This is a genomic window from Cohnella lupini (assembly GCF_003386205.1).
Classification (GTDB): Bacteria; Bacillota; Bacilli; order Paenibacillales; family Paenibacillaceae; genus Cohnella; species Cohnella lupini.
The window spans coordinates 1-24,493 of the sequence record NZ_QRDY01000042.1; the positions used below are offsets into that span (position 1 = coordinate 1).

29 protein-coding genes and 1 pseudogene are annotated in these 24,493 nt (G+C 37.8%); 1 reads left to right on the forward strand and 29 read right to left on the reverse strand.

All coding sequences use genetic code 11. The features are described 5' to 3' along the window. Window positions 1–362: 362 nt before the first annotated feature. From DFP95_RS27895 to DFP95_RS27940, 13 genes are all read right to left on the reverse strand, one after another. Window positions 363–995 (reverse strand): hypothetical protein, encoded by a 633-nt coding sequence (locus DFP95_RS27895; protein ID WP_115995958.1) that lies wholly within the window; start codon window positions 993–995, stop codon window positions 363–365. A 354-nt stretch (window positions 996–1,349) separates the two neighbouring features. After that, window positions 1,350–1,808: a hypothetical protein gene (locus tag DFP95_RS27900; protein WP_115995959.1), complete on the reverse strand. Its 459-nt coding sequence runs from the start codon at window positions 1,806–1,808 to the stop codon at window positions 1,350–1,352. A 469-nt stretch (window positions 1,809–2,277) separates the two neighbouring features. Next, on the reverse strand, window positions 2,278–2,547 hold the full coding sequence (locus DFP95_RS27905; protein WP_115995960.1) for a hypothetical protein: 270 nt from the start codon (window positions 2,545–2,547) through the stop codon (window positions 2,278–2,280). A 749-nt stretch (window positions 2,548–3,296) separates the two neighbouring features. Beyond that, window positions 3,297–4,634: a S1 family peptidase gene (locus tag DFP95_RS27910; RefSeq protein WP_115995961.1), complete on the reverse strand. Its 1,338-nt coding sequence runs from the start codon at window positions 4,632–4,634 to the stop codon at window positions 3,297–3,299. 535 nt (window positions 4,635–5,169) lie between these two features. Further along, window positions 5,170–5,403 carry a DUF6199 family natural product biosynthesis protein gene (locus tag DFP95_RS29915; protein WP_425453335.1) on the reverse strand — a complete coding sequence of 78 codons (234 nt, stop codon included), beginning with the start codon at window positions 5,401–5,403 and terminating at the stop codon, window positions 5,170–5,172. Window positions 5,404–5,577: 174 nt separating this feature from the next. Then, window positions 5,578–6,090, reverse strand: a complete 513-nt coding sequence (locus tag DFP95_RS27915; RefSeq protein ID WP_147304233.1) for a hypothetical protein — start codon at window positions 6,088–6,090, stop codon at window positions 5,578–5,580. Window positions 6,091–6,236: 146 nt separating this feature from the next. Further along, window positions 6,237–6,983, reverse strand: a complete 747-nt coding sequence (locus DFP95_RS27920) for a stalk domain-containing protein (RefSeq protein ID WP_115995963.1) — start codon at window positions 6,981–6,983, stop codon at window positions 6,237–6,239. A gap of 142 nt (window positions 6,984–7,125) precedes the next feature. After that, window positions 7,126–7,611: a DUF6678 family protein gene (locus DFP95_RS27925; protein WP_115995964.1), complete on the reverse strand. Its 486-nt coding sequence runs from the start codon at window positions 7,609–7,611 to the stop codon at window positions 7,126–7,128. Between the two features lie 153 nt (window positions 7,612–7,764). Then, a complete protein-coding gene (locus tag DFP95_RS27930; protein ID WP_115995965.1) occupies window positions 7,765–8,085 on the reverse strand; it encodes a hypothetical protein in 321 nt (106 codons plus the stop codon). Between the two features lie 136 nt (window positions 8,086–8,221). After that, entirely contained in the window at window positions 8,222–8,422 is a 201-nt protein-coding gene (locus DFP95_RS27935) for a DUF4926 domain-containing protein (protein ID WP_115995966.1), read from the reverse strand. Window positions 8,423–8,562: 140 nt separating this feature from the next. Next, window positions 8,563–9,018 (reverse strand): hypothetical protein, encoded by a 456-nt coding sequence (locus DFP95_RS28725; protein WP_147304234.1) that lies wholly within the window; start codon window positions 9,016–9,018, stop codon window positions 8,563–8,565. Window positions 9,019–9,585: 567 nt separating this feature from the next. Next, complete coding sequence (locus DFP95_RS28730; protein ID WP_147304235.1) at window positions 9,586–9,810, reverse strand: hypothetical protein; 225 nt, start codon at window positions 9,808–9,810, stop codon at window positions 9,586–9,588. Window positions 9,811–10,048: 238 nt separating this feature from the next. Continuing rightward, on the reverse strand, window positions 10,049–10,573 hold the full coding sequence (locus DFP95_RS27940; protein WP_147304236.1) for a hypothetical protein: 525 nt from the start codon (window positions 10,571–10,573) through the stop codon (window positions 10,049–10,051). A 585-nt stretch (window positions 10,574–11,158) separates the two neighbouring features. On the opposite strand from DFP95_RS27940, the gene DFP95_RS27945 reads away from it, so the two are divergent. After that, complete coding sequence (locus DFP95_RS27945) at window positions 11,159–11,668, forward strand: RsfA family transcriptional regulator (RefSeq protein WP_115995968.1); 510 nt, start codon at window positions 11,159–11,161, stop codon at window positions 11,666–11,668. Window positions 11,669–12,065: 397 nt separating this feature from the next. On the opposite strand, the gene DFP95_RS27950 is transcribed toward DFP95_RS27945, so the two are convergent. The 16 genes and pseudogenes from DFP95_RS27950 to DFP95_RS28735 all read right to left on the reverse strand — a co-directional run bounded on the left by DFP95_RS27950 (window position 12,066) and on the right by DFP95_RS28735 (window position 24,202). Next, entirely contained in the window at window positions 12,066–12,374 is a 309-nt protein-coding gene (locus tag DFP95_RS27950) for a hypothetical protein (protein WP_115995969.1), read from the reverse strand. 374 nt (window positions 12,375–12,748) lie between these two features. Continuing rightward, window positions 12,749–13,489, reverse strand: coding sequence for a hypothetical protein (locus DFP95_RS27955; RefSeq protein ID WP_115995970.1), 741 nt, complete (start codon window positions 13,487–13,489; stop codon window positions 12,749–12,751). 180 nt (window positions 13,490–13,669) lie between these two features. Then, the gene (locus DFP95_RS27960; RefSeq protein WP_115995971.1) at window positions 13,670–13,924 is read right to left on the reverse strand and encodes a hypothetical protein; all 255 of its coding nucleotides are present in this window, start codon (window positions 13,922–13,924) and stop codon (window positions 13,670–13,672) included. 282 nt (window positions 13,925–14,206) lie between these two features. Next, window positions 14,207–14,929 (reverse strand): annotated as a pseudogene (locus DFP95_RS27965) (DNA/RNA non-specific endonuclease); the annotation flags it as partial. A gap of 923 nt (window positions 14,930–15,852) precedes the next feature. After that, window positions 15,853–16,275, reverse strand: a complete 423-nt coding sequence (locus tag DFP95_RS27970; RefSeq protein ID WP_115995972.1) for a VOC family protein — start codon at window positions 16,273–16,275, stop codon at window positions 15,853–15,855. Window positions 16,276–16,489: 214 nt separating this feature from the next. Continuing rightward, on the reverse strand, window positions 16,490–16,984 hold the full coding sequence (locus DFP95_RS27975; protein ID WP_115995973.1) for a hypothetical protein: 495 nt from the start codon (window positions 16,982–16,984) through the stop codon (window positions 16,490–16,492). Window positions 16,985–17,134: 150 nt separating this feature from the next. Then, window positions 17,135–17,725 (reverse strand): hypothetical protein, encoded by a 591-nt coding sequence (locus DFP95_RS27980; protein ID WP_115995974.1) that lies wholly within the window; start codon window positions 17,723–17,725, stop codon window positions 17,135–17,137. 274 nt (window positions 17,726–17,999) lie between these two features. After that, window positions 18,000–18,371 carry a hypothetical protein gene (locus tag DFP95_RS27985; RefSeq protein WP_115995975.1) on the reverse strand — a complete coding sequence of 124 codons (372 nt, stop codon included), beginning with the start codon at window positions 18,369–18,371 and terminating at the stop codon, window positions 18,000–18,002. Window positions 18,372–18,380: 9 nt separating this feature from the next. After that, a complete protein-coding gene (locus tag DFP95_RS27990; protein ID WP_181907645.1) occupies window positions 18,381–18,509 on the reverse strand; it encodes a cyclic lactone autoinducer peptide in 129 nt (42 codons plus the stop codon). A gap of 8 nt (window positions 18,510–18,517) precedes the next feature. Beyond that, window positions 18,518–19,042, reverse strand: a complete 525-nt coding sequence (locus tag DFP95_RS27995) for an accessory gene regulator B family protein (protein WP_115995977.1) — start codon at window positions 19,040–19,042, stop codon at window positions 18,518–18,520. Beyond that, window positions 19,026–19,673, reverse strand: coding sequence for a hypothetical protein (locus tag DFP95_RS28000; protein ID WP_115995978.1), 648 nt, complete (start codon window positions 19,671–19,673; stop codon window positions 19,026–19,028). Before DFP95_RS28000 ends, DFP95_RS27995 begins: the two co-directional genes overlap by 17 nt. 478 nt (window positions 19,674–20,151) lie before the next feature. Then, on the reverse strand, window positions 20,152–20,562 hold the full coding sequence (locus tag DFP95_RS28010; RefSeq protein ID WP_115995980.1) for a hypothetical protein: 411 nt from the start codon (window positions 20,560–20,562) through the stop codon (window positions 20,152–20,154). Window positions 20,563–20,740: 178 nt separating this feature from the next. Continuing rightward, a complete protein-coding gene (locus DFP95_RS28015) occupies window positions 20,741–21,184 on the reverse strand; it encodes a hypothetical protein (protein ID WP_115995981.1) in 444 nt (147 codons plus the stop codon). Window positions 21,185–21,802: 618 nt separating this feature from the next. Next, window positions 21,803–22,924, reverse strand: coding sequence for a DUF4179 domain-containing protein (locus DFP95_RS28020; protein ID WP_115995982.1), 1,122 nt, complete (start codon window positions 22,922–22,924; stop codon window positions 21,803–21,805). Continuing rightward, the gene (locus DFP95_RS28025; RefSeq protein WP_115995983.1) at window positions 22,921–23,445 is read right to left on the reverse strand and encodes a sigma-70 family RNA polymerase sigma factor; all 525 of its coding nucleotides are present in this window, start codon (window positions 23,443–23,445) and stop codon (window positions 22,921–22,923) included. The genes DFP95_RS28020 and DFP95_RS28025 overlap by 4 nt, the downstream gene beginning before the upstream one ends. Window positions 23,446–24,019: 574 nt before the next feature. After that, complete coding sequence (locus DFP95_RS28735; RefSeq protein WP_147304237.1) at window positions 24,020–24,202, reverse strand: hypothetical protein; 183 nt, start codon at window positions 24,200–24,202, stop codon at window positions 24,020–24,022. Window positions 24,203–24,493: the final 291 nt, after the last annotated feature.

Below are 24,493 nucleotides of genomic sequence, written 5' to 3' on the forward strand. Positions count from 1 at the left end.
TGATTTCTTTGTATTCTTCATCAGTTAAGTCAATTAAATATGCCACATTAACAAGATAAGTTTTTTTAGTCAATTCTTTAATCCTTTGATTTTCAATAACGTCACTCACAAAAGAGCCCCCAATGCTGAATATGTTATCCTGTATCTTGCCGTTAACGTAATAACGACTTTCCCGTGACATCCTTCAAGTATCGTATCCGTTAGTGGAGAAGACAACAATGACCGCATGAATAACTTCTCATTTTCCATTATTTTTGTCTGCGACAATTATTAGTGTAGCTAAAGCATCAAACAATCGATTGCACAGCAGGCAGTAAAAAAGCCCGTGTTTTTCTCACGGACTCTCGTTGATATATAGAAACCTATTCGATTTCACTCAGTGACTTCATCATTTGATCTTCATTTGCGATTACGTCCGGACTGTCAACTTTATCTGCGCCGCGATAAGTATATTTACTGTTTTGTAGGAAGTCAAAAGCAAAACTATCTATCGGCCTGTTTTCTGCGTCGTCATAGACATGTTCAACAACACCAGATTTAAAAATGTTTCCGAGCATATAGGTGCTATTCTTAATATCACTCAAATACTTTTCGTTTTGGAATTCGGAAATTATGTAATTCTCGAACTCTTTTAATTCCGATTCACTTGGCTTATAATCCATGGCTATTCCCATTACTTGATCATACTTTTCTGTTTCTGAAAGTCCACTCGTCGTTGCAATGCTATTGACTTGATCTTCCCATGCCAAAACGCTTTCAGTTTCATTAGCTGCTTCGACTACTTCTACATCAGATTCTACTTCTACAGAAGCCTCGGCTTCTAAAGTAGCTTCTACATCTAATGAAGCCTCTACTTCCATTGAAGCTTCTACTTCTAAAGTAGCCTCTACTTCTACAGACGCGCCTACGTTAGCTTCGTTGTTTGTATTACTACAAGCACTTAATATTGCTACTGCGGTAATGATGATAAACAATGTGAAACCCTGTTTAACCATTCTACTGTTCTGCTCCCTTGAATTCCGACTATGTCCACTCGGATTTACCGATCGACACCATGTTTTGAAAGTAACCGATCGATTTCGCCTGACATCATGACATAATTATACATTAGATTGTTTTCTTCGACATGACAACTGATAAAAATAAAACAGTTTCTTTATCTGAGTGCATTCTTTTCAGCATCTCTTTGAATTTTTGCCCAATGTTCTTCGGGGTCTTCTTCATTCGGTTCATAGTCACGTGAAGGATTCGTAATCGGGATCACTTAGATAATCGCAGTTTTCGCAACCATAGACATCTTCTTCGATTTTAGGGTTCCAGTTGGTTAATCTTTTCTTATGGGAGTGATATCACTTCTTCACGATCATTCCACTGATTTTTAACAAAATGGTTTCATCACTTAAATGGCCGTTTTTACCCAAATAAGTGGTCCATTCATACACAAGAACTTTCGTAATATCCCTAGAGTTGCCGATTAAACCTTTTCTCCTTGTGTGGTTACTAGAAATTTCATAGATTAATGATTGGATGAGAGTCTCATCCCCAATATAGGCCAACTTCCAAGTTACTTTACCTGAGCTCATATGCGCTAGGTCGGCCTGCCAACTGTTACTTTGTCCATGAAGTTGGCTTAAAATTTCGTTACTCTTTACATAACCCTCAAAAACGTGGCGGGGAATGTTAATGTGAATTGAATCATCTTCGCCGATATCCGCGCTTAGATCATGCTGCCGCTGATCGAATTCTTTACGTAAATAAGTGTCAAAACCGCTTAACTTAATGGATGATTGTGTCAGACCGCACAACATAATGGGAAATTTGTGTCACTCCGCTTATCACAATGGCATATTTGTGTCATTCTCGTCACGTGATTTCTAGTGGATTAGATGCAATTACGCTTCTTAACTTCTCAGTACTTACTTTTGTATAAATTGTTGTTGTTTTAGGATCCTCATGTCCAAGTAATTCGGCAATCGCCAATAAATCAGCGCCTTCACCAGTTGTTCGTCGAAGTTTGATGTTCGTGTCGGTAACAGAAAACAGGCACGAGACGACAACGGATCACAGCATATCACCACCGTCCATGGGTCCGCAGCATCGTTTCCTAAATTTCAAGATAACGAGCCATCGGACTCTACAGCCCTTAGTCGCTTCAGTAGGAGCAGGGCGCTTTTTATGTTTCGGAACATTTCCCAGCATCCGCGACGGGTGTTAGCCGTTATCCGTGCCGCCTATTCAGGTGTGCAAGAGCAGGTAAATTATGACTGAGTGAGAGTATTATGGAGACTTAAAAGATTTAATTTTAATTAGTTTAGGATCCCAAAGGTCGTCTTTGCTTTTGCTATAAAGAACAAAGGTAACCCGTTGACCAATTTCCAATTCATTATAATCCTTGTACTTTATTGGTCCTTGATTATCGACATAGACATAATGATTTTTTGCGTCGATAGCAGTAACTTTACCTGATATTGTAAACTCTTCTCCATTAGTTTTGTTACAACTTGATAACAAGATAACGAGTATCAGTATCACAAGAAATCTATACATGATATCCCTCCTGAATCTGATAAATTCTAGAACTCTAATATATTCAAAAGGTTACATAAAACTCGGCAATATAGATGGGTATCTTGAGATGCTTAAGGTTTTTTCTCTATGGCTTGCTGATACACATAAGCGATAAATTTTCCGAAATATTCTTTCTGACCACATCGTCACGATTAAGAAGCTTGACGTCCTTCATCCAGTCTATACGCTGCGATTCCAAAAAGTACTGTGTCAAATACTGATTCACCCCAAATCGCTGATTACCTTCAAATGAGAGCAACTGATATTGGTCAAGTTAGATCCATGCATAGGAGACATACTTGAATTTTGCTCGAAACGGAATAATCTTCATTCCATGATAGCAGCACATTGACGTTTTCCATTTCGCTGAATATATCTTAATATACATATATCCAGTTCCAGCCATTCATACGCACATAAACTTACTGAGCATGCTTCGACCATCTCGAATGCCAGATCTTACTTGCTTTTTATACGAAATGCCCTGATGGGTATAGTATTCTTAACTATAATAAGGGCGGAAATCCCATGCATAAGAGCAGTCTTCAGTAACAATGTGAGAAATAACAACGCAATGGCTCCAACCGGATTTGTCGTCTTAATGCGAGTTCTGAAAGCTTAATGCTCCCATCTTCTCGTTGTAGTGTCTTTCTTGCCGCAGGAGTCTTGATTTAGAACACAAAACGGCCAGTTGCCGATTAGATATCGGTGACCGGCCGTTTTGTAAATTAATCAAGTATTGGAGAAATATCGAAATATGTTAGAATGTTCTCAACTTGCGTATAACCTTCCACTGTAGAGCCGCTTAGCTGTTGGTCTCCTTCATGAACGCCGAATAAAACGCCATTGCCAAAGATCGTTCCACCACTATCACCAGGAATAGCAGTATAGTTTGCAGCCGTAATGTCTGTTTGGTCGTCATAATTTAGACTGGTGGACAGAATTGTTCCGCAACTATCGTTGCTCCTTGATGCAATACATACATGTTGACCAACGTATTCGCTGCTGCCAGTTGCATAACTTGTCAATGTTTTGCTCCCGACATACTGATAGTATAGTTTGTTGCTCAACTGGGATCTGAGGCCGACCCCAATTAACATAGCATCAACCTTGCCGGAATTCCTCACATTACCAACAGCTACGCCTAATGTCAATTTGTTAGTGCTACTTTGAGTTGGATGGTAGACAACATTCAGTGCGCCAGTTCCATAACAATGACCGGCGGTAACCATCCAATATAAATTTTCAGCGTTGCTCTTCGCTGCAAATCCAGCCGAACAATTGTTTCCTGCAGTATAATTGTGCAAGTTTGTTCCGCCTTGCATTGGATTTACATAAGTACTGGTATCGCCTTCTTCTTTATGGACAGATGGCTCTGTTTTATAAAATATGAACAGATCTCCATATTCATCCCTGAACAATTGCTGCGCTTCTGCTGTGTTATTTATTAACCCAATCTCTATTTTGTTATTAATTGTGTCGAGTGATGTGTATTGGAGTCCTATCCCCTTAATAGCATAAGTCGACCACTTATTTTGAATCTTATCCAAAATAATAGTTAGTTCTTTCTCGCTGTGCTTCATATCAATAAACTTTACTTTCGTTTCGTCTTTATACTCATTCTTGATTCCGTTAAGTCTGTCATTGTTTTTTTTGTTGAGGTTCTTTACTCCTACATAAAGTATACCTCCCTCTTCCTGACTAACGTACAGTCCACCGAAATCATCCTCTGTCAACAACTCTTTTGCTTTTTCCTTCACTTTAGGTACGAACTCATTTTGATGGCTGAAACGTGAATCTAATTCTTTTTTTTCTTCAACTGTCATATAGAAATCTTCATATATTATTTTTTCGCCATCATATTTTTCAATTAATTTTCTTATCGTGAATGCATCTGTGGAAAGACCATATTCTTCCCTCTTCTTTGAATTGAAATCTTCTGAATTGTTACGGTTATTCTCTTTACTTTGTTCCGCAACTGCAATAAAACTATTGGTTTGAAATGTCGTTAACAATATTAGAGCAATTAATAGAAATGAAGCTGCCTTCAACGTATATTTCCTCAATTAATTCATCTCCCAATCTTTATAAAGTATCGTCCAAAAACCCCTACTATTCTCCTCCTTTTTTACAATTTAGTAATACTTTAGATATATTAACATTAAATTTTTTATAAGTAAATGTTAATAAAAAAGTAAATATAAGGATTCAATTAACGGTCGATATCTACCTTTTGCCATTAGACTTTGCGCTGCTCAGCACAAGTAAGGTTCAGTTAACGTTAAATATGAGATCGGTCGAGATGTCTTCACGGCTAATTTCACCTAATCAACTCGCATGCGAAAATCCACTCTTAATCGTCTGAAATGAAAACTTACCCAATGATTCTGTTTTTGGTGATGCTTTTTCTCGAAGGATGCTCTTTTCAGTCTTGATGAATGATGTTTAGTTTGACCAGCAGGCACCTTCTCTTCGATTCCATCCTTCAGCATTCACTAGAATATCTGATTTTTTCATATGTTCCAAAATAGTCCGATAAAATCGAGTAGGAGGGGGCGGTAAGCCCCCTCCTACTCGATTTTATTGAGCTATAGTTATCCGTTAGCGTAAATGGGGCAACAACAGAATTGATAATCCAATAATTGCAAAAACTCCTGAAATTATCCTGGTTATTATGAAATATGACTTAGGCGGTTCTCTTAAAGCCTTCCAGCTTTGTGTTACCTTCCAGAAATAATAAGGGTTTATCGCCCCAAATAAAGCAACTCCTGTCCATAAACAAAGGAAAATAAAAATGATTATGGTCAAAAAATGAAGTCCTGGTGGTGTTCCCATTTCAACCCCCAATATCCAATTTGAATTTCTCCTTTTTTAATTTTTATTCGCGTAGCGACTAAACTATCCTGCGCATTGATAGTGAAAAGGCAACCAACCAAATTGATCGGTTGCCTCTTCTTATGCGTTTTGAGCTATCGTATCCGTTCAACAATGTCGATTGAATTCAATTAATTAATTGATTGTAATTTCTTGATTATCACTTGTGTAGCCTTTCACTTGAAATTTAGATATTGGAGATTGTGTAATAGTAAACCAAATTGTCTTTCCATTGTGCGAAACAATCTTAGTCGGTTCACCATTAAAAGTTATTTCAATTATCTTTTCGTTTGTAATAACACCACTAGCTAAACCAATACCCCGTTCGGTTCCATTTGTTATCTGCCAGGAAACACCGTTTTGAGGGGACACATCAGCACTTCCTCCACCAAAAACCCATTTCCATTGATCTTTGTTTCGCTCGATGAATCCCTCGCTTAAACCACCAGTAGTTAAATAAAAAACAACAACACCTTCATCAATAATTTCGATATGATGAATGGATTCATAGTTTATATTAGCTTTGTTCAAGGCGTTTTTTATGTCTTGAACTTGTTGAGTTCTGTTGGAAGAACAAGCCACAAGACTAAACAATAATAAAATAGCAATCATCATTACCGCAAACTTAATAAACGTTTTCTGTCTCATAACATCCCCCAGTTTTACAGGGTTTTTTTCCCTGAAGATCTCCATAAAATAGGACATCAATAAACTAAAAAGGTTGCATAACCTACCCGGTAACTTAATGAACTTTTACAAAAAAGAGATGGCTCTCCATCTCCTCAAAGCTGACTCTAAACAATGGTTATTGAAATTGATGCTTTAAGATTTCTTTTCGCTTCCTTTTGGGTAGGATCTTTACCTACAAAATAGGACGCTTCTGCTGTAATAGTATATTTCCCTTTGGGCAATAGCGAAGGACGATCAGTTTCGGTAAGATACTTTATAAGATCAACACCTTGCTTCTGGCTATTATAAAAAACAATATAGAGAGGTAACAACTGGCTGCTAAATTCATCACCAGGATTAAAACTACTTTGATTTAAGGAGAATGCATATATCTGGTTTACTTCAAACCCTGATTCTTCCTGAATATTGTATCCTACTAACGGTTCACCATGGGATATAGTAATTGGCTGATCGGATTCATTTAATAGATGAGACCAGACCTGTATAGATTCTCCTTGGTTATAAGTAGCATTTTTCGAAAAAATACTCAAAGTAAATTCCTCGTTTTTTACCTTCTGATTTATTTCAGATTTTCCGAAATATAAACTTGGTTGATCTATATATATAGAACGATTTTCTTTATTATATCCAACGACTCCACCTAGTGTCTGAGCAATAGCTCTTAATGGAACGTATGCTTTTTCGTTGTAGATTATTAATGGGTTCTCTTTAAGTTGTACAACCATATTGTTTAGAACAATAGATCCATTGAAAAGGCTTATCTTATTTGTTATCCCTACGGCGTTGGCTGTACTTGAAAATAACAGCAGAAGACCAAGTACGAGAATATACACGTATTTTATTTTCATCATAAACCCTGCTTTCTTTTATTTGATAATAATATAACGCATTTACATTATAAAAGTTACCACTTTTGCCAAATTTAACTTTCCATACTAACTTCTTGTTTTTAGCTAATATTTAGTTCATCAATCCACCACGCTAAACTGCCCGTTAGTTGAGAAAAGACCACCGATCTGTGTCGGCAGCCCTCGTTTGAACTATCGTACCAGTTGAATAAGATAGTGAGTCTGTATTTGAAATATATCCATAAATGAAAAATGTATTGTTCTCTTCTTTATAAGGGATTCTTAGTTTTTGTAAGATTGAAAGAAATTCATTGGTTATGTCAATTAATTCAGGAGGGAGAATTTTCCCCAATGGCTTCTGATATTTTGGTCTAACTCGTATCCATTCTACAGAATAAAATGGTGAAAGTCCCTCTACCCAATCCCCTAAATACCAGACATCGTTTTCGAAATTCTCTGGATAGAGCGATTCGTCTAATACATACTTGGCTTGAAAAGGAGGGGCAAATGGTAAAGTATTTAGAACAGCCTTTTGTAAGTTTCCCCACTTAGTATCATTCATAATGGAGCTTAACTGCTTCTGTGTAACAACGTCATGTACTCTTTTCTTAAAATCCTGTTTAGAGACCACGACAAATATCCTCCTGATAATTCCCGACATATATTTATAATCTATTCCACAACGTTACTCCATTAACCTGCCCGTTGAACAGGCCGCCGACGTGATTGGCAACCTGTTTGTTGTCGTTGTGCTATCGTTCTCCGTTAGGAGGTAATGCTTCGATTAAATCATCCAAACATTTCTCAACCGCCGCATGAAGACCTCGGGTTCACTAGGGTCGAAAACGTCTATACCATTATCCTCAATAATGTTATTTAGAATTAAGTCATCAATAATAATGTTCGTTACATCTCGATAACCATCCTCAGCATTTTCCTCTTCAATAAAGCATATTTGATCGCCAATGTTCTTCAGGAGGTACCAAGTAGTAATAGCTGCTGTTACGGGGTTTCCCGTTAATTCCTTAGCTTTACTTGCAGGGAGATGACTAAAACTGATAAGTTCATTTTTACTTTTATTGATTAAAACGAATCCTTGACCCATTGAATCTCTCTCCTCAAACACCAATGTACACCAAGATTACCACATTTATGGATACTTCATTGAAGAATTCTGCCCGTTACTTCAATCGAAGAAAGAAGATCTGCTGCATATTAAACTCCTCCACTATCGTGTCCCGTTAGTTGAACGGCTCCAATATGTCACGAGATAGTACACCTAAGAAAAGTGTTATACCGTTACTACTATCAGATATTTCAACGTCAAAATTTTTGTCATCCCAAACTTCTAATATTGTTCCAATCTGCCCTTTGGTGATTCCATTTTCTGGGTCATCTTTAGTTATCCTAACAACATCGAATTGTTTCATTATTGCACCCATTTACTAGACCTTTTATGTATTATTACGCTGACCGTAATTGGAGAAGACTTCCGATTCATGATCACATTAGCCTTCGCTTTGTATATTATGATTATGTTATCGTCTCCGTTAGCATCATTTAGCTTGAAAAAAGTAAAAAGTTATTGAAGTTTTTCTATTTTAATTGGAAAACCTGTGTGTGGCAGATACCAAACTACAAATCTATTCCCACTATCATTAAGTGATACGTGGATACCAGGATAATTTACATTAAAAGTCTTACCGTTCACCTCTAATGATAATCCTGACGATCTTCCTTGACCTTGATGTACAATCCCGATTCCTTGTAATTGGGCATAATTTTTGTTCAAATATGCTGGAACATCAGCGAGATATTTATACGCTTCTTTTGAAGAGAAAAATACAAGGATAAGACAGAAAATCCAAATAGAAAATTTAGATTCTTTTATAAAAAATACAGTTAAAATACCTGAAACAGAAGCAATGATTAGAAATATACACGAAACTAAAAATGATCTGAATGCAAAATTAGAGATTAAAAAGCAAAAAAAAGAACCAATACAAATTAAACTGAATTTCACTCCACGATTAGTCAAAATTTAATGCTCCTTTTGGTTGGATATATCATAGCGACAGTTCCTTTGAGTAAACTATCCTGCTGCCCATTGTGCTATCGTATCCGTTAGTTGAGAACGCATTTATTTCTTCGCATCTTTGTAAATGAATCCAATTACTGAAGTTATCAGACCAATAAGTAATATGATCCATTCTGCTCCACCTAATCTTGCAACAGGGTCGAGCACCCAAACTCCTGCGTACAACATTATGCTTATGCCTAACAACATTAATTTCACGGACTTCATATAATCTCCCCATTTCAATTACGTCAAAAGCAGCATGATTTAACAGAAATTCTACACTTTAACTTTTATCTATTCGAGAGGCGAATTCAACTATCCTGCCCGTTCAGAAGACGACAGCCGTAACACTGGCTGCCGTCTTCTCGTGTTTATTGCGCTATAGTTTCCCGTTAGCCATTCATGCATCTCTTTGCTGCACCACAGAGCATGAAAGTTAATCCGTTCTTTCATGGTAGTTTAATGGATTGACATTTCTTAATTTCACAGTTTGAGTTTATTCAATCCCACAAAAAGTCCAACTCCCTAGAGAATTCCTCCAATCAATCTAAACGCAGCAGTATAATGTTCTCTTCGTAGTGTAATTTCACTGACATCCATGCCCCTTATTAAATCACTTGCTGTCATTCTTAAATCACTTGCTGTCATTCTTACTCCTAAATACACACTTTGAAGGAGAATAATCAAACCAATAACTGCAATTACAAAACAAAGAACCGCCAGCACAGTATCCGATTTTGATGTATTCAAATGATGGTTCCCCTTTCAAAAGTTCTACCATTTCCGTGTATTTTATTCTATTATCCATAGTACCAAGTTAATTCCGAATATTAATCAGCGCCCTAGCAATAGTCTTGCTTTCAATAAAAAAGCAAGCTGCCGAGGCAACCTGCTTGATGTAGTCATTAAAACTATCGTTCGCCGTTAGTTGAATGCAACTGTTGTCCAATTGTATGCCATCGTGCACCGTTTAGTTGAAAAACATTATTTAATCCCAATCAATGTATCTTGCTTCTCCGCCAAATAATTTATCTGCAATTAATTTTCCTTCTTTATTAAAAGCTCGAATTGTCCATGAGTCTTCAGTGTATTCATTCAAAACAAATAAAACATAATTATCTGTAACCTCTTTTAAATGGTACTCATCACGATTTGCTTTCACATCATCAAGAGATAATTTATAAGTATCTGAAGGCGTTATTCCTTCCATGTGGTTTCCAAGTGCAATAAACTTGATATCCGAATTTTTATCTGTTTTTACTGCAACTAAGAAATCGTTGTTATCACCTATTCCAGTAGCTTGAAATGGTTTGTCTTCTTCTACCCAATAACCATATGTCCCCCCATCATAGCGATACAGAAAACCAAACTTTTTTTCTACTTTTGCTACACCAAATGAATCATGAGTTTTATCTTCAAACAATACCGCTTTACCATAATTACCAATATCTTGTGAACGCACTAACTTAACATCACCAGGTATCGCATTAGTTGCTGTAAAATGTAGTCCCATTAGGATGCCAATTAAGAATAAACTTAAAAATAAGCATGCTATAATTAAGATTTTTTCACTTGCAATCCTCCTATCTATTTTATTGAGCTTAATTCCTTGAAAATGAAATTTCAGCCGAATTTGCGATTGCGCTTTTTAAAGAAAGCTGCCCGTTTGTTGTATTGGATGTAGATATTAACGTCGCCGAATTCCATATATTAGGACGCTTCGTTTATATAATCGTTGCGCTATCCTGCCCAGTTGAGTAGGCTGCCGATCTTTGTGTCAGCTCCCTACTCTAATGCTTATTGAGCTATCGTTTCCCGTTCTTGTACCAACATTATTGAAGTAAACATTCCTGTAAGGCCAATGATAAGAATTGGTCTTTGTCAAAAAGGAGCGACTCTGTATGATGGGTTTAGTACTTTTTACGAAGTTCGCAAATATTACATTAGATGAAATCGATGTTTAATATTTTTGTGGTTTGACCCCATTATGATATTTACTAGGCACATTATGTTTTTATGAATCATAAACTAAAAAGTTGAATAATCTATTTAATACTGGACAACATGATTACTAATATCAAATTTAGGAGGACAAACTATGGAACGCAAAGACGCATGGACGGATCAAGATGATTCCGTATTAGCTGAGGCAGTATTAAAACATATTAGAGAAGGCAGCACACAATTAACAGCCTTTCAAGACGCGTCAGAACGTTTAGGGCGTACATCAGGTGCTTGTGGATTCAGATGGAATAAGGATGTTCGGAAGGGTTATGAAGAGGATCTAAAACAAGCGAAACTAACTAGGAAAGACGCCAAGAATAGCATTCCAAAACGTCAAAAAACTAATGGTAAGGCATTGGTAGACGCTCCTTCTTCTATTACAGCAGAAACGCCTATAGAGGCGGTGCGGGTTATCGCGAAGCAATTGACTGACGTATTCAATGGGATGCAGGATGAGATTGAAAGACTGAGGAATGAGAATGTGGTATTGAAAAAAAGATTAGAGGATAAACCAGAGAGAGAGGATCTTAATTCTTTCTTAGGTATTCTTGATAGAGCAAGAAGTTTAGGATTTCTAGATGCACAAGACAAAAGCCTTGCCTAAAAAGGCTAGGCATTTTGTTTGAGATCCGTGTTATGCATTCGTGTATAATCGTCTAAGCTGAGATGCCGATATGTAAGTATTAAAACTCTCTTTCGATTCTCCATTTACTTCACAACCTTTATTAGTAAATAAGTTACAAACAGCCCTACGACCTTAGCTGTCGTAGGGCTGGCTACATTTTCATTGTAACTCCTCTTATTGAAGGAATTTTATGTTCAACAGGTTCCATTAAGTATTCTCAAAAGCGTCAGCTCGATTCGGTGAGGACAGCCCATGCATCTGGTAGCATTTGTTGTGTTAATCTTTCCTCTAGCGTAGTGAAGGGCTGCAGAGGTAGACCTTTCGGTATTGAACTATCGTTCCCCGTAGCGTAACGCATTGAGATATAAACAACTTATTATATTGGAAACTTGCTAATCATTTTCTTAACTAATTCATGAACTTCATTAACATGCCATATTGAGTCAGAGAATTTAATATGCAACTGGTGAAGTTCGCTCTCTGTAGCACTATATGAAAGTTCAGTTTTACTTTTTAGATTCTCAAGAATAAAGTTCATCTCATTAACCATAATGGAATAATCATTCAGATTATCTAATTGTTCCTCAAATTCTGCTTTGCTGATTATCTCAATCCCTTTATTTAACTTACACCTATCATTTAGTTCCATTAGAATTGACAAGGTAACTTTTAATTGATCGTACATTCTTCACCATTCCTCAATCGCTTTTGGGTATGGCCTGACGAACTTTTTAACAAATCCATACTTGATTGAATATTCGCGATGTGATCCAACTATTATCCTGCCCATTAACATTAAAACGGCTACCTGTGGCAACCGTTCCACTATAGTATCCGTTAGCTTAATACGCGCTCGTTTCCCTATATCTTAGTCGAAGAAGAGATGTGTAAACCTAGTTAACCGCTGACTTCATAGCACTTTTTAGTTAACTAAAAGAGAGATGCAAAATTGACATTTCTCTCTTAGTACAACTATAAAGTCATGGTAAAACCACCTTTGCTAGCTTGAGTATTCCAAGGTGAGTAACGCTTCTTTTACTTGTTTCATAGAACTGGAGCTCAATTGTATTTTTCATCAGCAATAATATACAAGTAGCTAATGTTCTCTCCATCACTAAATACTCTTATATCAAAAAGCTTCTTATGCCTGTAGACAGCTACTTTATCATTTTTCTCGATTAATTTTGCATCTTTTAGACCCATTGTGTACATAAAATCGTGAAGGCTCTTTTCCTCAAACCTCCAGCCATTTTCAGGATTCACAGTATAGGTGTACCTCTGTACCTTGCCGTCCAACAAGAAATATTCATAATCTCCAAACTCTGAATAAATTAAAGTTTTAGCCGGCACCTTAGTATCAGATCCCATTAATCGAAATTTAGATTCTTGAATATCTTCTGGTTGTCCTGCCCATTCAATAACTTCTTTTTCTGTTTTCCCAATGACATCGAATACATCTGTAATGGCCATTAGTTTTTTATCTGGTTCTAATGCTGACATGTCCGATAAATCCATACTTGCAGGTGATTCTGAAGAAGTTGCCGATGCACCGCTCGTTGCACTTGGCTGTTCTGAATTTTCCTTTGATTTGTCTGTTACCGTGCTCGCAGAAGGAGAGGAAGGCGCTATTTCTTTATTTGGTTCTTCAGAATTTCCAAATGCGTTGCTGATAACAATTAATAGTGCAAATAAAGCCCAAGCAGTTCCAAAACCTTTTGCCACCTTTCCAATCTGCTTCCATTTAACAAAAATCATAATGTACGGAACAAAAATCCAGCCTAGCACCTTTAATAATGACATAATTAGTAACCAATCCCCTTTTGTATCAGTCTATTTTCTTACCAATCATACAACATTTATCCATTTCTGAGACTGAAAATATAGCTCGCTACCACCTTCGTCCCGATAAGTAGAATTTCCCGGCAGCCCATTGAGTGTTATGCCATAGTATCCGTTATCTGTTTTAGAGATTCAACCTTTTTAGAATTTACTTTTGAGGTATTTTATTATTACTTTACCTCCATAATAAACAGCCATCAATCCAACTAAAATACTTATTCCCATTAATCTTGTTACTTCAATTTTGAAAACTAATGTAATAATCCAAGATGCAAAAATAGCCCATCCTGCCCACCAACAGGAGTATCCTACATAAATTATTTTTGGGGAATCTGTTATTTTATAGAGTATTGCACCAATGAATAAAAAAACAGTGGAAATATATAAATCCTCCAAAGAGACCCCTCTTTCATGTTAGCCCATGCTTAAAGTGCACGTGTTCTTACATACTGATCTCGATATTATTCGGCAAAGCAATTGAACTATCCTGTTAGTTGCACTAACGTATCCGTTAGTTGAACTGAACCCTGATTAGCTTTTACCTAATTCTACCTAATGCTATATCAGCTTCTATCTGAAACTCATAGTTTTGGCTTCATGTACAGACACCCATTTGTATATTGTAATAAATCGTCCAACGAGTAAAATGTTCTGTTCTTTCGTTCATTTATTTTAGTCTTATTCACCTACCATGCCGTCACCATCACGATCATCCATATATTTGTACAGCCAGTGGTCACTCGTTATTGGCATACTATAACCGGCTGCTTTTGCTTCTTTAATCGTTACCTTTCCGTTACCGTTTGTATCGACACCAGAAAGATCCTCTGAACTCGTTGAATCGGAAGGTTCACTGCCTGTTAAACCAAGTGATGAGTTAACTTCATCAGGATTTACATTGTCAAATGTATCAACAATTACGTTACCCATTAAAGTATAGGTATATTGATAACTGGAAGGGATCTGCGTCTCCGTGTTCCGGTAGGTAATAATAGCTTCGAAATTATTAGCTACGCCAGCTTTGCGTATAGCGTCTTCCATATAAGCTTGATCACCATGTCGGTTGAGTGTACTATCTTGCGGGGTGATGTTATAAGCATTCGATGCCCCTCCAAGAGAATCAGCAATAACATGTCCCTCATCTAACACATCGCTTTCGACACCAGGAACTTTTGCTTCATCAGAGCAATATCTACCAGACGATGACAAAGACTCCTTACTGTCATCTTGTAGAATGATTTCGTCAGCAATGACACGCACTAGTTGACCGTGTTCGTTTGTAAATGCCCAGTATTCACGGTCTCCGTAACCAACATCCACAACGACGTTAGGTTCACGATGCCCAGACAAATCACAACCATCAACTTCAATGTGTTTGTACCCTGAAAACAATTCATTACTTGGTTTGGTACTCATCTTTGCCGTTTTCAATACTTTCTTGTAATCACCTAAATAATCATATTTCGACTTGTCATTGCTGTCGTAAGTGCAGGAAATCATGACTACTTTCTTTGCATCTATGTTATAGGCAAATGAATAACTCGTAGTAGAAGTTACCCCATCACCTTCTGTGCCAGGTCTAGTATATGTGATTGTCCAACCAGGTAACCCCGCAATTGTTGTTTTCTCTGATTTTTGTATATCTGAGTTGGCAATTTTCCCTGCTTCCAAGGTACTTTTAACAATAGAAGGTATACTACTATTAAAATCTTCTTGTGTCCCTGAAAAATCTTTACTCTGAAATAATATAGACGCATAATAATCTTTTTCTTCAGGATAATAGTGCATCAAATTTTCCGTTGAACCTTTGTCTAACACATCGAAATAAGATGGAAAGGAAAAATCAATTCCACTCCAAGTAATCGTTTTGTTAGATTTTGTGAATCCACTTACGTTTCTACCACTAGAGATTCCGCTTGCTTCCGTGACTTCAGAAGCGGATGCATTATTTTCTGCTTTTGTGCTTATGCTTGAACTTGACGGTGTTTTTGCTTCATCTTCATGTCCATTTGAATCTACAGCACACCCCACTAATGTAATAATAATACAAGCAATAAAAATACTGATTATTTTTTTCATTTCGTTCCTCCTCAACTAAATACTTTAATCATGTCAGAAGATAAAGGTTTTTGTTGCTATTCTCCATATTTATATCAGACCATTTCTGCGAGGTATATAGTCATATAAGAAAAGGTGATATGATCTTATTGAACTAAACTGCCCGTTACTTCAACGAATTAAGGCAGCCGATCGTGTGCTCGGCTGCCTTAACGTTGCAATTCAACTATCGTTTCCCGTTAGCGTAACCAAAAGCGCCCCCATCATTACGCCCTCTTCGTGAAAATCTGGAAGGTGACGCCGAATTTGTCGGTCACCATCCCGTACGCTGGGCTGAAGTGGATCTCTTGCAGAGGGAGATCCACCTGCCCGCCCTCCTTCAGCGCCTCATAATACTTCCGGGCCTGCTCCTTATCGGCGACGGTGACGCAGATGTTCACCTGCTTGCCCTGCGCGAACCGGACCTCCGGATCCGTATCGGCGACGAACAGATCCGTTCCTCCGATCTTCAGGACGGAATGGGCCAATCGGTCCCTCGCCTGCTCCGACACCGCTTGTCCGGCTTCTCCGGGCGCTTCACCGAAGGTCTGCTTGAATACCACCTTCGCGTCCAGTGCTTGCTCGTAAAAGGCGATCGCCTCACGGGCGACGCCGTCCAACATAATAAACGGGGTCAGTCGCACTTCCATGGTTATACAGCTCCTTCAACCTTTAGGATTGATCTCTCCCTGCTAGTGTAACCTTTAATAGTGACAACTCCTGTCATAATCAGCAGTTTTTTACGAACAAATCGATCACACTCAACCCGGAAATCCGTTGTAATCTCCCACTAACCTGCCCGCAACGAGGCTGCCGATTTATGCCGGTAGCCTCGTCAATTTGCATATTGAGCTATCGTATCCGTTAGCTTAATAATGTTCTTGTCTTTTGTTCAAAATCACTCCAGCCCGATCCATACCCAAGGTTCATTCCCCACCCTGATGAACGTAATTTCTTACCTAGATTTATAAAATCATCAAGGTCTTTATCGTTTAATACGACATTAGGATAACCTGATTCTGTTTTAAACTTTATTAAATATCCATGTAATTCCCAGAGTAAATTCTCTTTTTCTTTATCTAAAGCTCCTGAGCGTTTTCCAATCTCAAAAGCTAAGCTTATGCCTTCAATCACATCTTCTAATTTCTCCGTAACGTGACTTTGATTCGACCAACCTGTATCAATTTGATAATAAATTGACCCCTCAAGCTGTACAAGGTTGCTTTGGATACCAATAAACGCAATCTGTTCTAATATTTGTTTATCAACTTCATTTTTGTGAAATAAGAAAAACACTAAGATCAAATTACCTAAAAGTGATATCCCAATAATAGACTTGAACCAATTACGTTTCTTCATATTACCTCCCACATGCATTTATATAAACTCTGATAATCCTGTACTAAGAATAAATTGCATGGCACCATAAATTAGGACGCTTAAAGAAGGTGAATGTTATGAACTATCGCACCCTTTAGTTGAATGTTTGAATCCGCGGACTATTCCTTGTTACTGTGTGAAATTCGGGGCATGAGTCCAATTTTTCATTAATTCTTTAGAAATGGCTAAAGCTTCATTCCTATTGCCCGCAGGTGCAGAAAGCATGATGCCGTTGTCTCCGCTCCAGCCTCCACCGTCGGTTTGTTGTTCATATAAGTAAAAAGCGACTCTGGTGAAATCAGAATTGATGAACAACCCGCCTACATTGTAAAACTTCGCTTTTCCGTCTTCAAAGTAACTATAGATAACTAATCCCGACTGTTCTTTGGAAATAAGGATGTTCAACTCGCGTTGGTCAGCGGGAACGGGAATATTTTCACCCTCAAGCTCAATCGTTCCTATGAATTTACGCTCGCCTGTAATGCTGTTGTGCAATCTGCCCTTGACTTTCACCTTTACTGGTTCAGAGAAATCCTTATTCTTCTCTCCCAAACGATATTTTGTTCCTTTCAACTCGACGGAAATATTTTCGGATTGTATTGACCATAGATACCATACAATCGCCACCACAGCAACAAAGCATATTGAAATGATTAGCCTTTTTATAATAGTACGGCAGCCCCCTAACGCTCTTAAGTTTTCATTGTTAAAGCATTCCACTACTCAATTCAATTTTCCTGCCCTTTAGCTTAATAAATCAAGGGAACAGCTGCCGCGGCAAGCTGCTCCCTCTGTCGTTGAATTATCGTATCCGTTAGTTAAATCATCTCATAATGCTTTAACTATTATGGTTCCATGAAGCTTGTCACCCATAAGCCTTTCCTTTAGCTGTCAAAGTCCTTTTGTTTTAGAACGAGACAAGAGGGACTCGATGCCGTTCCACCCCAGTTAGATCCTCCTAAACGCGTTTTCCAAAACATACTAAAGGATCACTCTACTTCGAGCGATCCTTTAGTATGTTTGATATTTTCCTAAAATTACTTTCCGAGAATATTACATATTTATCAGTACCTTCGAAGTACCCTCTGAACTGAAAAAACTCTGTTTTCTCAACTCGGATAATTTTTCGATAATCTGCGACTTGTGCGCGATCCGTCTTCTCAAAATTGCATCCCGAGTTATTGAGGTTTTCTACAAGCAGGCTTAGATTGATGCCTAATGTGAAGTAATACATTTCTGTTGTTGTATGGACCTGAATACTTGCTTCATAGAGTTGGATATACAGGATGCAGTCCAATAGCAACGACACTATACCTGTTGCACCTTTAGGATCTCGACTAACAGGGAGCTCCTTAATCCACTCCATAATCTCCTCCTACTGCAATTCTTCTGGCATTTCAGGATCATATAGACCCCAGGCACAAGCAAAGGAAGCTTGTGCAAATGCGACCATGCCTAAAATCGAAGAAATTGCAAACAATGCTATTATCTTAATTTTTTTCATACGCGCCATCACCCCCCTTTCTTGAACTGTATGAGTGTCAAGGCTTGCAGGAAAAATGCTATGGCTAGAACAGGCGACATCACTAATAAATTCACAGCTATTATCGCCCCTCCTGCTAGCTTAATGATTTGATGTTGCTTCACGATCGCTCTATTTCCTTGGGGGGCGTATACGATGCAGAGCAGTAGACTTCCTATAGTTAATATCAAGGTGGCCACTGTGGAATGTACATATTGAGCGAGTATCGGAATGACATTAAAGCCGATAATCGTCGTTGCGATACAAACTGTAGGCGATGAGAAATGGCGACCGCCTGTAATAAATCGCAATAAGGGAAATGCGATGATTACAGTCAGAACCTCTAAAGCTTGTTCGAGTAAAATACCGAGTAATAATGCCACACTAGTATTAATCGTACTTATAATAATCGTCTCGATCCCGTAGCTCTGAACGGGGAGACTGACAGAGTGATGCGGATTTGCCGAGTGAATTCTGACCGCCAAATTGTCTGCAAGCTTACGACTCCAGTTCATTTAGGCGTTCCTCCTTTTCCATTTTATTGCTTAGCAGAAGAAGTGCAGTAAGGGTAACAACTGCAGCAATTATCATGGTAAGTTTGTTTACATAAATTAACTTTAATATTAACACGATCAAAATAACTACCAACATGACTAACCAGAGATGCTTCCACCGCCACGAAGGAAAATCAAAAACGAATCCACGACCACGATAGTAATAGAGGAAGGAGAAGGTAAACGTAACGGCTGCAGTTATGACTTGTGCTAATACTAAGTAAAATAAACTGCCTTGGACAGTCGCCATTTCGACTCCAAAAACATCTAAGAGCAACAATAAGATCATTTGAACGGTACCTAAGAGTGCATAACCCGTTGTTATCATAATGGATGCCCAGACAATCCGAATCTTACTGACGAAGGTGATAAATACGGTGTAAGCTATGAAGTACGTAATAGGGACGATAATAGTAAAAGAGTTTACGATAGTTATATCTCTTGCCGAGTAAGAGAACGTGGCTAATAATATACTGAGAATTAATTTCTTCCAAATAAATTCTTTGAAGTGGAATCTAAACAGCATGTAGCTCGCCGTTAAAATACAAAATGCTTCCAGAGTATACACTGTTATGTAAGTGACAGAATTCAACCGTCTACACTCCTTTTACAGATGATGACTTAATTATACATAATTTTCTTTCTGCATACGAGATAAAGTGGAAAAAAGTGGGCTTATTCAATAAATTAAAGATTAGGAAAAACAACAGCTTATGGAAGTACGATTCCAGGGCAAATAAATAAATATTTATCTCTCCACTAGGGGCGGGAACGATAATCTTTTTGTGGAAGGTGTTCAGGTTGTCCACAGACAGGTTCAGAGCTTCGTTGATCCGCAATGGTAGCAAGGCATTCGGTAGCTGTAAGAATCCACGACATGCCACCAACAATTTCCTTAAAAAGCTACCTTCCTCTTTCCAAGCACTCCTTTAAGATCAGAAAATATGTATTAAACTGGCTCAAGAAATGGCACAGCAGCAGCCATGGACGAGAAACTAAAGTCCTACACTGGTGCTGTTTTATTCAGCTATCGTTCCTCGTTGAATGCCTCTTGTTTAATCATTGATTTTTTAAATATCAACATTATAGTCAAAAAAATTAAGTTTGTTATATTTTGTACCATTTTGAATTTCAATTAAATGCCATATGTAATCACTGTAATCATCCATTGCATAGCCATTAAATCTAGATAATAGCTCTTTAACAACAAACAAAACCTCTTTGCCCCCCGAATGTCTTCCTGAGATGTCTATTTGAAGTACTTGATGTGACTTAATTATCTCAGCCAACAAATTATTTTCAATACGCTCTATTTCATTTAAAAGATACTTCTGTAGGTCAAAATAAATAAATAAAATCGGGTCATTTTTTTGATCCGTATAAACCCATCGGATATTCTTATAATTGCTACAGAAAGAATCCAAGGTCTTGATTATAGATTCACTCTCATCTGAGTTTATGAATACAAATACCGACCTCATAGATATCTCACCCCGATTCCCATTCGCGTTTACTGCAATTATTTTAACTTTGCCCTTATATATTCAAGATGGGCACCACGCTTACCTGCCCGATACTTCAATGTAAACAAGGAGCAATTGCCACTGGCAACTGCTCCTTGTTTCGTTATGCTATAGTATCCGTTAGTTGAACAATTCTTTACTTATCCTTTTGCAATTGTTGTTTAATAACTAACTCATATAGCAGACCAAATAACAACAATGCGATCACGCCCATAAGATCGTGTAGTATTCCAGTAGTATAATCATCAAGCAGGTAATTAAAGCCCCTGTGATTAATAAAATTCACCACAGGGATAGCCGCAACTCCAGTCACAATGTAAAAAGCAATTTTAGAAAGTAACTTTCTTGCTTTAACCACTCGTAACACATAATTACGAATTATTACTGTTATTGCAAAAAGAATAACCAAGGGAACATAAGCATTAATAGCCGTTTGCATTGCAGTCCATACCCATTCGAATCGGAAGTCCATACCGTAATAAAGATCTAACACTCTAACTGCTATTGAAATAAAAATAGCAATGCATGCAGAGCACACCAGTAGCGACCCTATATTTCTCAGAGAACCTATGCGTTCCATAACCCACCTAACCTCCAAAATTAAATGATAAGGTTCTGAAGTATCGTTTGACTAAAGCGTCCTCTGTTGTACTGCTTCCTTTACCTTTTCCCATAATCGATTGCAAAATTTGTGGTTGTCCATGTGAAATTGATTTAGTTCATCTCAAAGACGCCCGTCTTATTTGCATGTAGAAACTCAAACATTTGTCCTATGGAGAGTATAGGAAGATTGTACTCTGGCTTTAATAGATAACCTTCTTGTTCGTTTAATAACACTATCCTATCCCGTTAATCCGTTGGTAGGTCGGTAAAACCAATCTCCATCCTCTGACTTATACCAGTCACGAAGTAGTCGTTCTTGCGGTTCGGTTAGTTCCTTAAGGTGGTTCACCGCTAATCTTTTTTTCATTATCATCTCCACTTTAGCCTTCCTCTCCTTAAAATTTTTTACTAAAAGTCAAACATCTATAGGGTATTTTAGCATTGCGACTTAACTAAACTGTCGGGTAGCATAACAGAGAAAGAGCAGGTGCGATTGCACACTCCTCTTCTACGATACCTGTCGCTATTACGCCGATCACAAAATAAAAGACAATTTTCCAATATGAAATTTTTCCTCGTTGGTCAAGTTAATCATTTATCGAATTAAAGGAATAACGAAGTCCAAATCCGACAGATGCTTTTCTGCAGGTTGACCTACGCTCACATATGCATTTGAATCAGATTTCTTAACTGGCGTTGTTATAACGTATGTCCGTAAAATTAGATATTGGATTTGCGTTTCACCCAATGGAGCAAAGAGAGCAATTTTGTGTTCAATCCCATCCCCCGAAGCTGAGCCGTGTACTGATAGCGGGCTTATTTCTTTTCCTTGCTGATCGAAGAGTTTAAATTTTAGTTCCCTCTGCACTGTGGTTTCCCCCTCGCTTCTTTTTTCAGCGAAGATATGTTCTGGCTCCATATCATTAGGCCGCACCAAATCAAAAGAAACTCTAGTTGTCAGTGGTGTTGCAGCGACCTCAGTCAAGGAAATTTTGATACCTTCCAAATTCTTAACTAATGGCGGATTAAACGTTTTTTCAATTACGCCATCCAATACCTTTACAACACTTGCTTTAAAAGACCAATCACCTTTCAGATCTTTCTTAACGTCATTCTCCCAAGTTTGTATATGTTTAATTTGAATTTCAAGAGAGAACTGATTCGGTAACACTTGATCCACAGTCGTTGTAAGAACTGTGGCCGTTATACCTGGTGCTACCTCGCTGTTCCGCAATCCATATCCCGAGCTAACACTTGATCCACTTATTTGAATATTTCGTGGGTCAATGTCGAGAAATTTTACTTTTGAATCATGAAGGAAACCGATGGAGATGCGGCTACCATCATAAACAACTTGGTCCAATGTAATGGAAACGCCTTTGTCTGTAATGGTTTGCCGCGTGGACGTAGAAGCCAATTCTTCTCCTGCTTGTTTTAGCCCAATGTCACCTGCTGATTGAAATGCGGAGCCTATAATCGGCAGATTACTTAAATAGTTAGCCATTACGGGTGAGATGAAACCAAGCGAAAGAATGCAAATAATCAATGTGACTAATAAAACAGCAGTTTGAAGAACCAGTCTGTTTCTTCTCACACTTCTCCGATTCGGTAGATTTTCGTAAGTATCATCCATCTTTTCACGAATGATTGAGGGAAGTGCGTGCATTTCATCAACCAAGGCCTGCCGAATTAATTGATCGCGCTCAGGATCATTCATACTGTATCGCTCCTCTCGGGTTGCCCTTGAAGTTGAAGAGCTACGAGCTCACGTGCTCGGTGCAGTCTTGATTTCACAGTGCCTTCAGGTACTTTAAGTTCTTTGGCAATTTCCTTAATGGACAGATCGACGTAGTAATACAAGATTGCTACCGCTTTATGTGAACTGTCTAAGCGGTCAATGATGTCCCAAAGTTCTATTTTCGTTAGTTCAGGATCAAGGACCGCGGCTATGTAATCATCTGAAAATGAAACCACGTTACGATTACGATGCATGATCCGCTTGCATTCATTAATGAGTATACGGGTGATCCATGTTTTGAAATATGCTGACTCTTTCAGACTATTAATGGAGCGATATGCCCTGAATACTGTTTCCTGCATCGCGTCAGCACAGTCGTCATCTGACTGGAGAAACGCTTTTGATGTTCGATATAAAACTACTTCTATCGTGCGAATGATCCTTTCAAATGCATCTTTATCGCCTTTCTTTGCTTTTACAATATCCAGGATCAATGCCAACCAGGATCAACTCCTTAAACTGACGTCTATACTTATATTAGACCATGGGAATTCCTGGTTGGTTCATCCTGAAAAAAATAATCTTAATGCACAAACGTAATAACGACTACCCGCGGCAGCCGTTCAAGTATCGTATCCGTTAGTTGAATAACTCAACTCACTGCATTGCAGAAAACATCCAAAAAACGCCAAAAATTACTCCCCACAAACTAAGAAGTGAACTAATCAAAACAGGTAGCCATCGAGCTTTCTTTAGTTTAAGGTACATAATCACAAAGAATGGATATAGAGCAAATATTTTTATAACTAAGAAAATTAAAGTAACAACTAATTCGTTATGGAGAAACGAAGATAAGATACCCATAAAAACTAATCCAGTTATTCCAACTGAATATCCAACGAACTCTTCAAAAAAATTCGATATGTATTGGTTAACATCAAACATTAAGGCGGCTGCAACTGGGGGAAACAAAATAATTACATACTGTATTATCAAATGATGCAATAAATTCCTTCCCAACAATGTAACCCTCCACTTCTCGTTCCTGCTATTTCACTATCGTATCCTGTTAGCTCAATGGTGAGCTATTTTTTTCTTATATCGATTAATAGAAAGAGGTAAATAGACAATCAACCAGAATAAACCTGCTATTACACCTGAATAATCTAAATGTTTATCGCGCAAATAATTTATTAATGTCCAAACCACCGCAAATGTAATAGCCCCAGACAACGCTGATATTATTATTTTTTTCATGATGCCTCTCCTCAATTGAATATTTCTACAATAATATATCATGGATCCGTATTGAATAAATCATAAACCTTGATAAAATAAAATCCACCTTTTTTATTGTTTTATCTGTAAATAAAAGGCTCTGTTATCGTTTATTGTTGATTTTCGACCAAAAGAAACCCGCCCACTGAAAAGGCGATTATTTTAACTATCGTGTTCCGTTAGCTTAGTGACTAATTACATTGCCCACTTGTCGGTCAATTAACCTTTACACATTTTCAAACGCTGATTTAATTGGTTCATTAAAAAGTG

Coding starts and splice junctions, on each gene's coding strand:
- DFP95_RS27895 (WP_115995958.1), bottom strand. CDS start 995: ATGGTTAAACAGGGTTTCACATTGTTTATCATCATTACCGCAGTAGCA.
- DFP95_RS27900 (WP_115995959.1), bottom strand. CDS start 1,808: ATGTTGTGCGGTCTGACACAATCATCCATTAAGTTAAGCGGTTTTGAC.
- DFP95_RS27905 (WP_115995960.1), bottom strand. CDS start 2,547: ATGTATAGATTTCTTGTGATACTGATACTCGTTATCTTGTTATCAAGT.
- DFP95_RS29915 (WP_425453335.1), bottom strand. CDS start 5,403: ATGGGAACACCACCAGGACTTCATTTTTTGACCATAATCATTTTTATT.
- DFP95_RS27915 (WP_147304233.1), bottom strand. CDS start 6,090: ATGAGACAGAAAACGTTTATTAAGTTTGCGGTAATGATGATTGCTATT.
- DFP95_RS27920 (WP_115995963.1), bottom strand. CDS start 6,983: ATGATGAAAATAAAATACGTGTATATTCTCGTACTTGGTCTTCTGCTG.
- DFP95_RS27930 (WP_115995965.1), bottom strand. CDS start 8,085: ATGGGTCAAGGATTCGTTTTAATCAATAAAAGTAAAAATGAACTTATC.
- DFP95_RS27935 (WP_115995966.1), bottom strand. CDS start 8,422: ATGGGTGCAATAATGAAACAATTCGATGTTGTTAGGATAACTAAAGAT.
- DFP95_RS27940 (WP_147304236.1), bottom strand. CDS start 10,573: ATGGGACTACATTTTACAGCAACTAATGCGATACCTGGTGATGTTAAG.
- DFP95_RS27945 (WP_115995968.1), top strand. CDS start 11,159: ATGGAACGCAAAGACGCATGGACGGATCAAGATGATTCCGTATTAGCT.
- DFP95_RS27950 (WP_115995969.1), bottom strand. CDS start 12,374: ATGTACGATCAATTAAAAGTTACCTTGTCAATTCTAATGGAACTAAAT.
- DFP95_RS27955 (WP_115995970.1), bottom strand. CDS start 13,489: ATGTCATTATTAAAGGTGCTAGGCTGGATTTTTGTTCCGTACATTATG.
- DFP95_RS27970 (WP_115995972.1), bottom strand. CDS start 16,275: ATGGAAGTGCGACTGACCCCGTTTATTATGTTGGACGGCGTCGCCCGT.
- DFP95_RS27975 (WP_115995973.1), bottom strand. CDS start 16,984: ATGAAGAAACGTAATTGGTTCAAGTCTATTATTGGGATATCACTTTTA.
- DFP95_RS27985 (WP_115995975.1), bottom strand. CDS start 18,371: ATGGAGTGGATTAAGGAGCTCCCTGTTAGTCGAGATCCTAAAGGTGCA.
- DFP95_RS27990 (WP_181907645.1), bottom strand. CDS start 18,509: ATGAAAAAAATTAAGATAATAGCATTGTTTGCAATTTCTTCGATTTTA.
- DFP95_RS27995 (WP_115995977.1), bottom strand. CDS start 19,042: ATGAACTGGAGTCGTAAGCTTGCAGACAATTTGGCGGTCAGAATTCAC.
- DFP95_RS28010 (WP_115995980.1), bottom strand. CDS start 20,562: ATGAGGTCGGTATTTGTATTCATAAACTCAGATGAGAGTGAATCTATA.
- DFP95_RS28015 (WP_115995981.1), bottom strand. CDS start 21,184: ATGGAACGCATAGGTTCTCTGAGAAATATAGGGTCGCTACTGGTGTGC.
- DFP95_RS28020 (WP_115995982.1), bottom strand. CDS start 22,924: ATGAATGATCCTGAGCGCGATCAATTAATTCGGCAGGCCTTGGTTGAT.
- DFP95_RS28735 (WP_147304237.1), bottom strand. CDS start 24,202: ATGAAAAAAATAATAATATCAGCGTTGTCTGGGGCTATTACATTTGCG.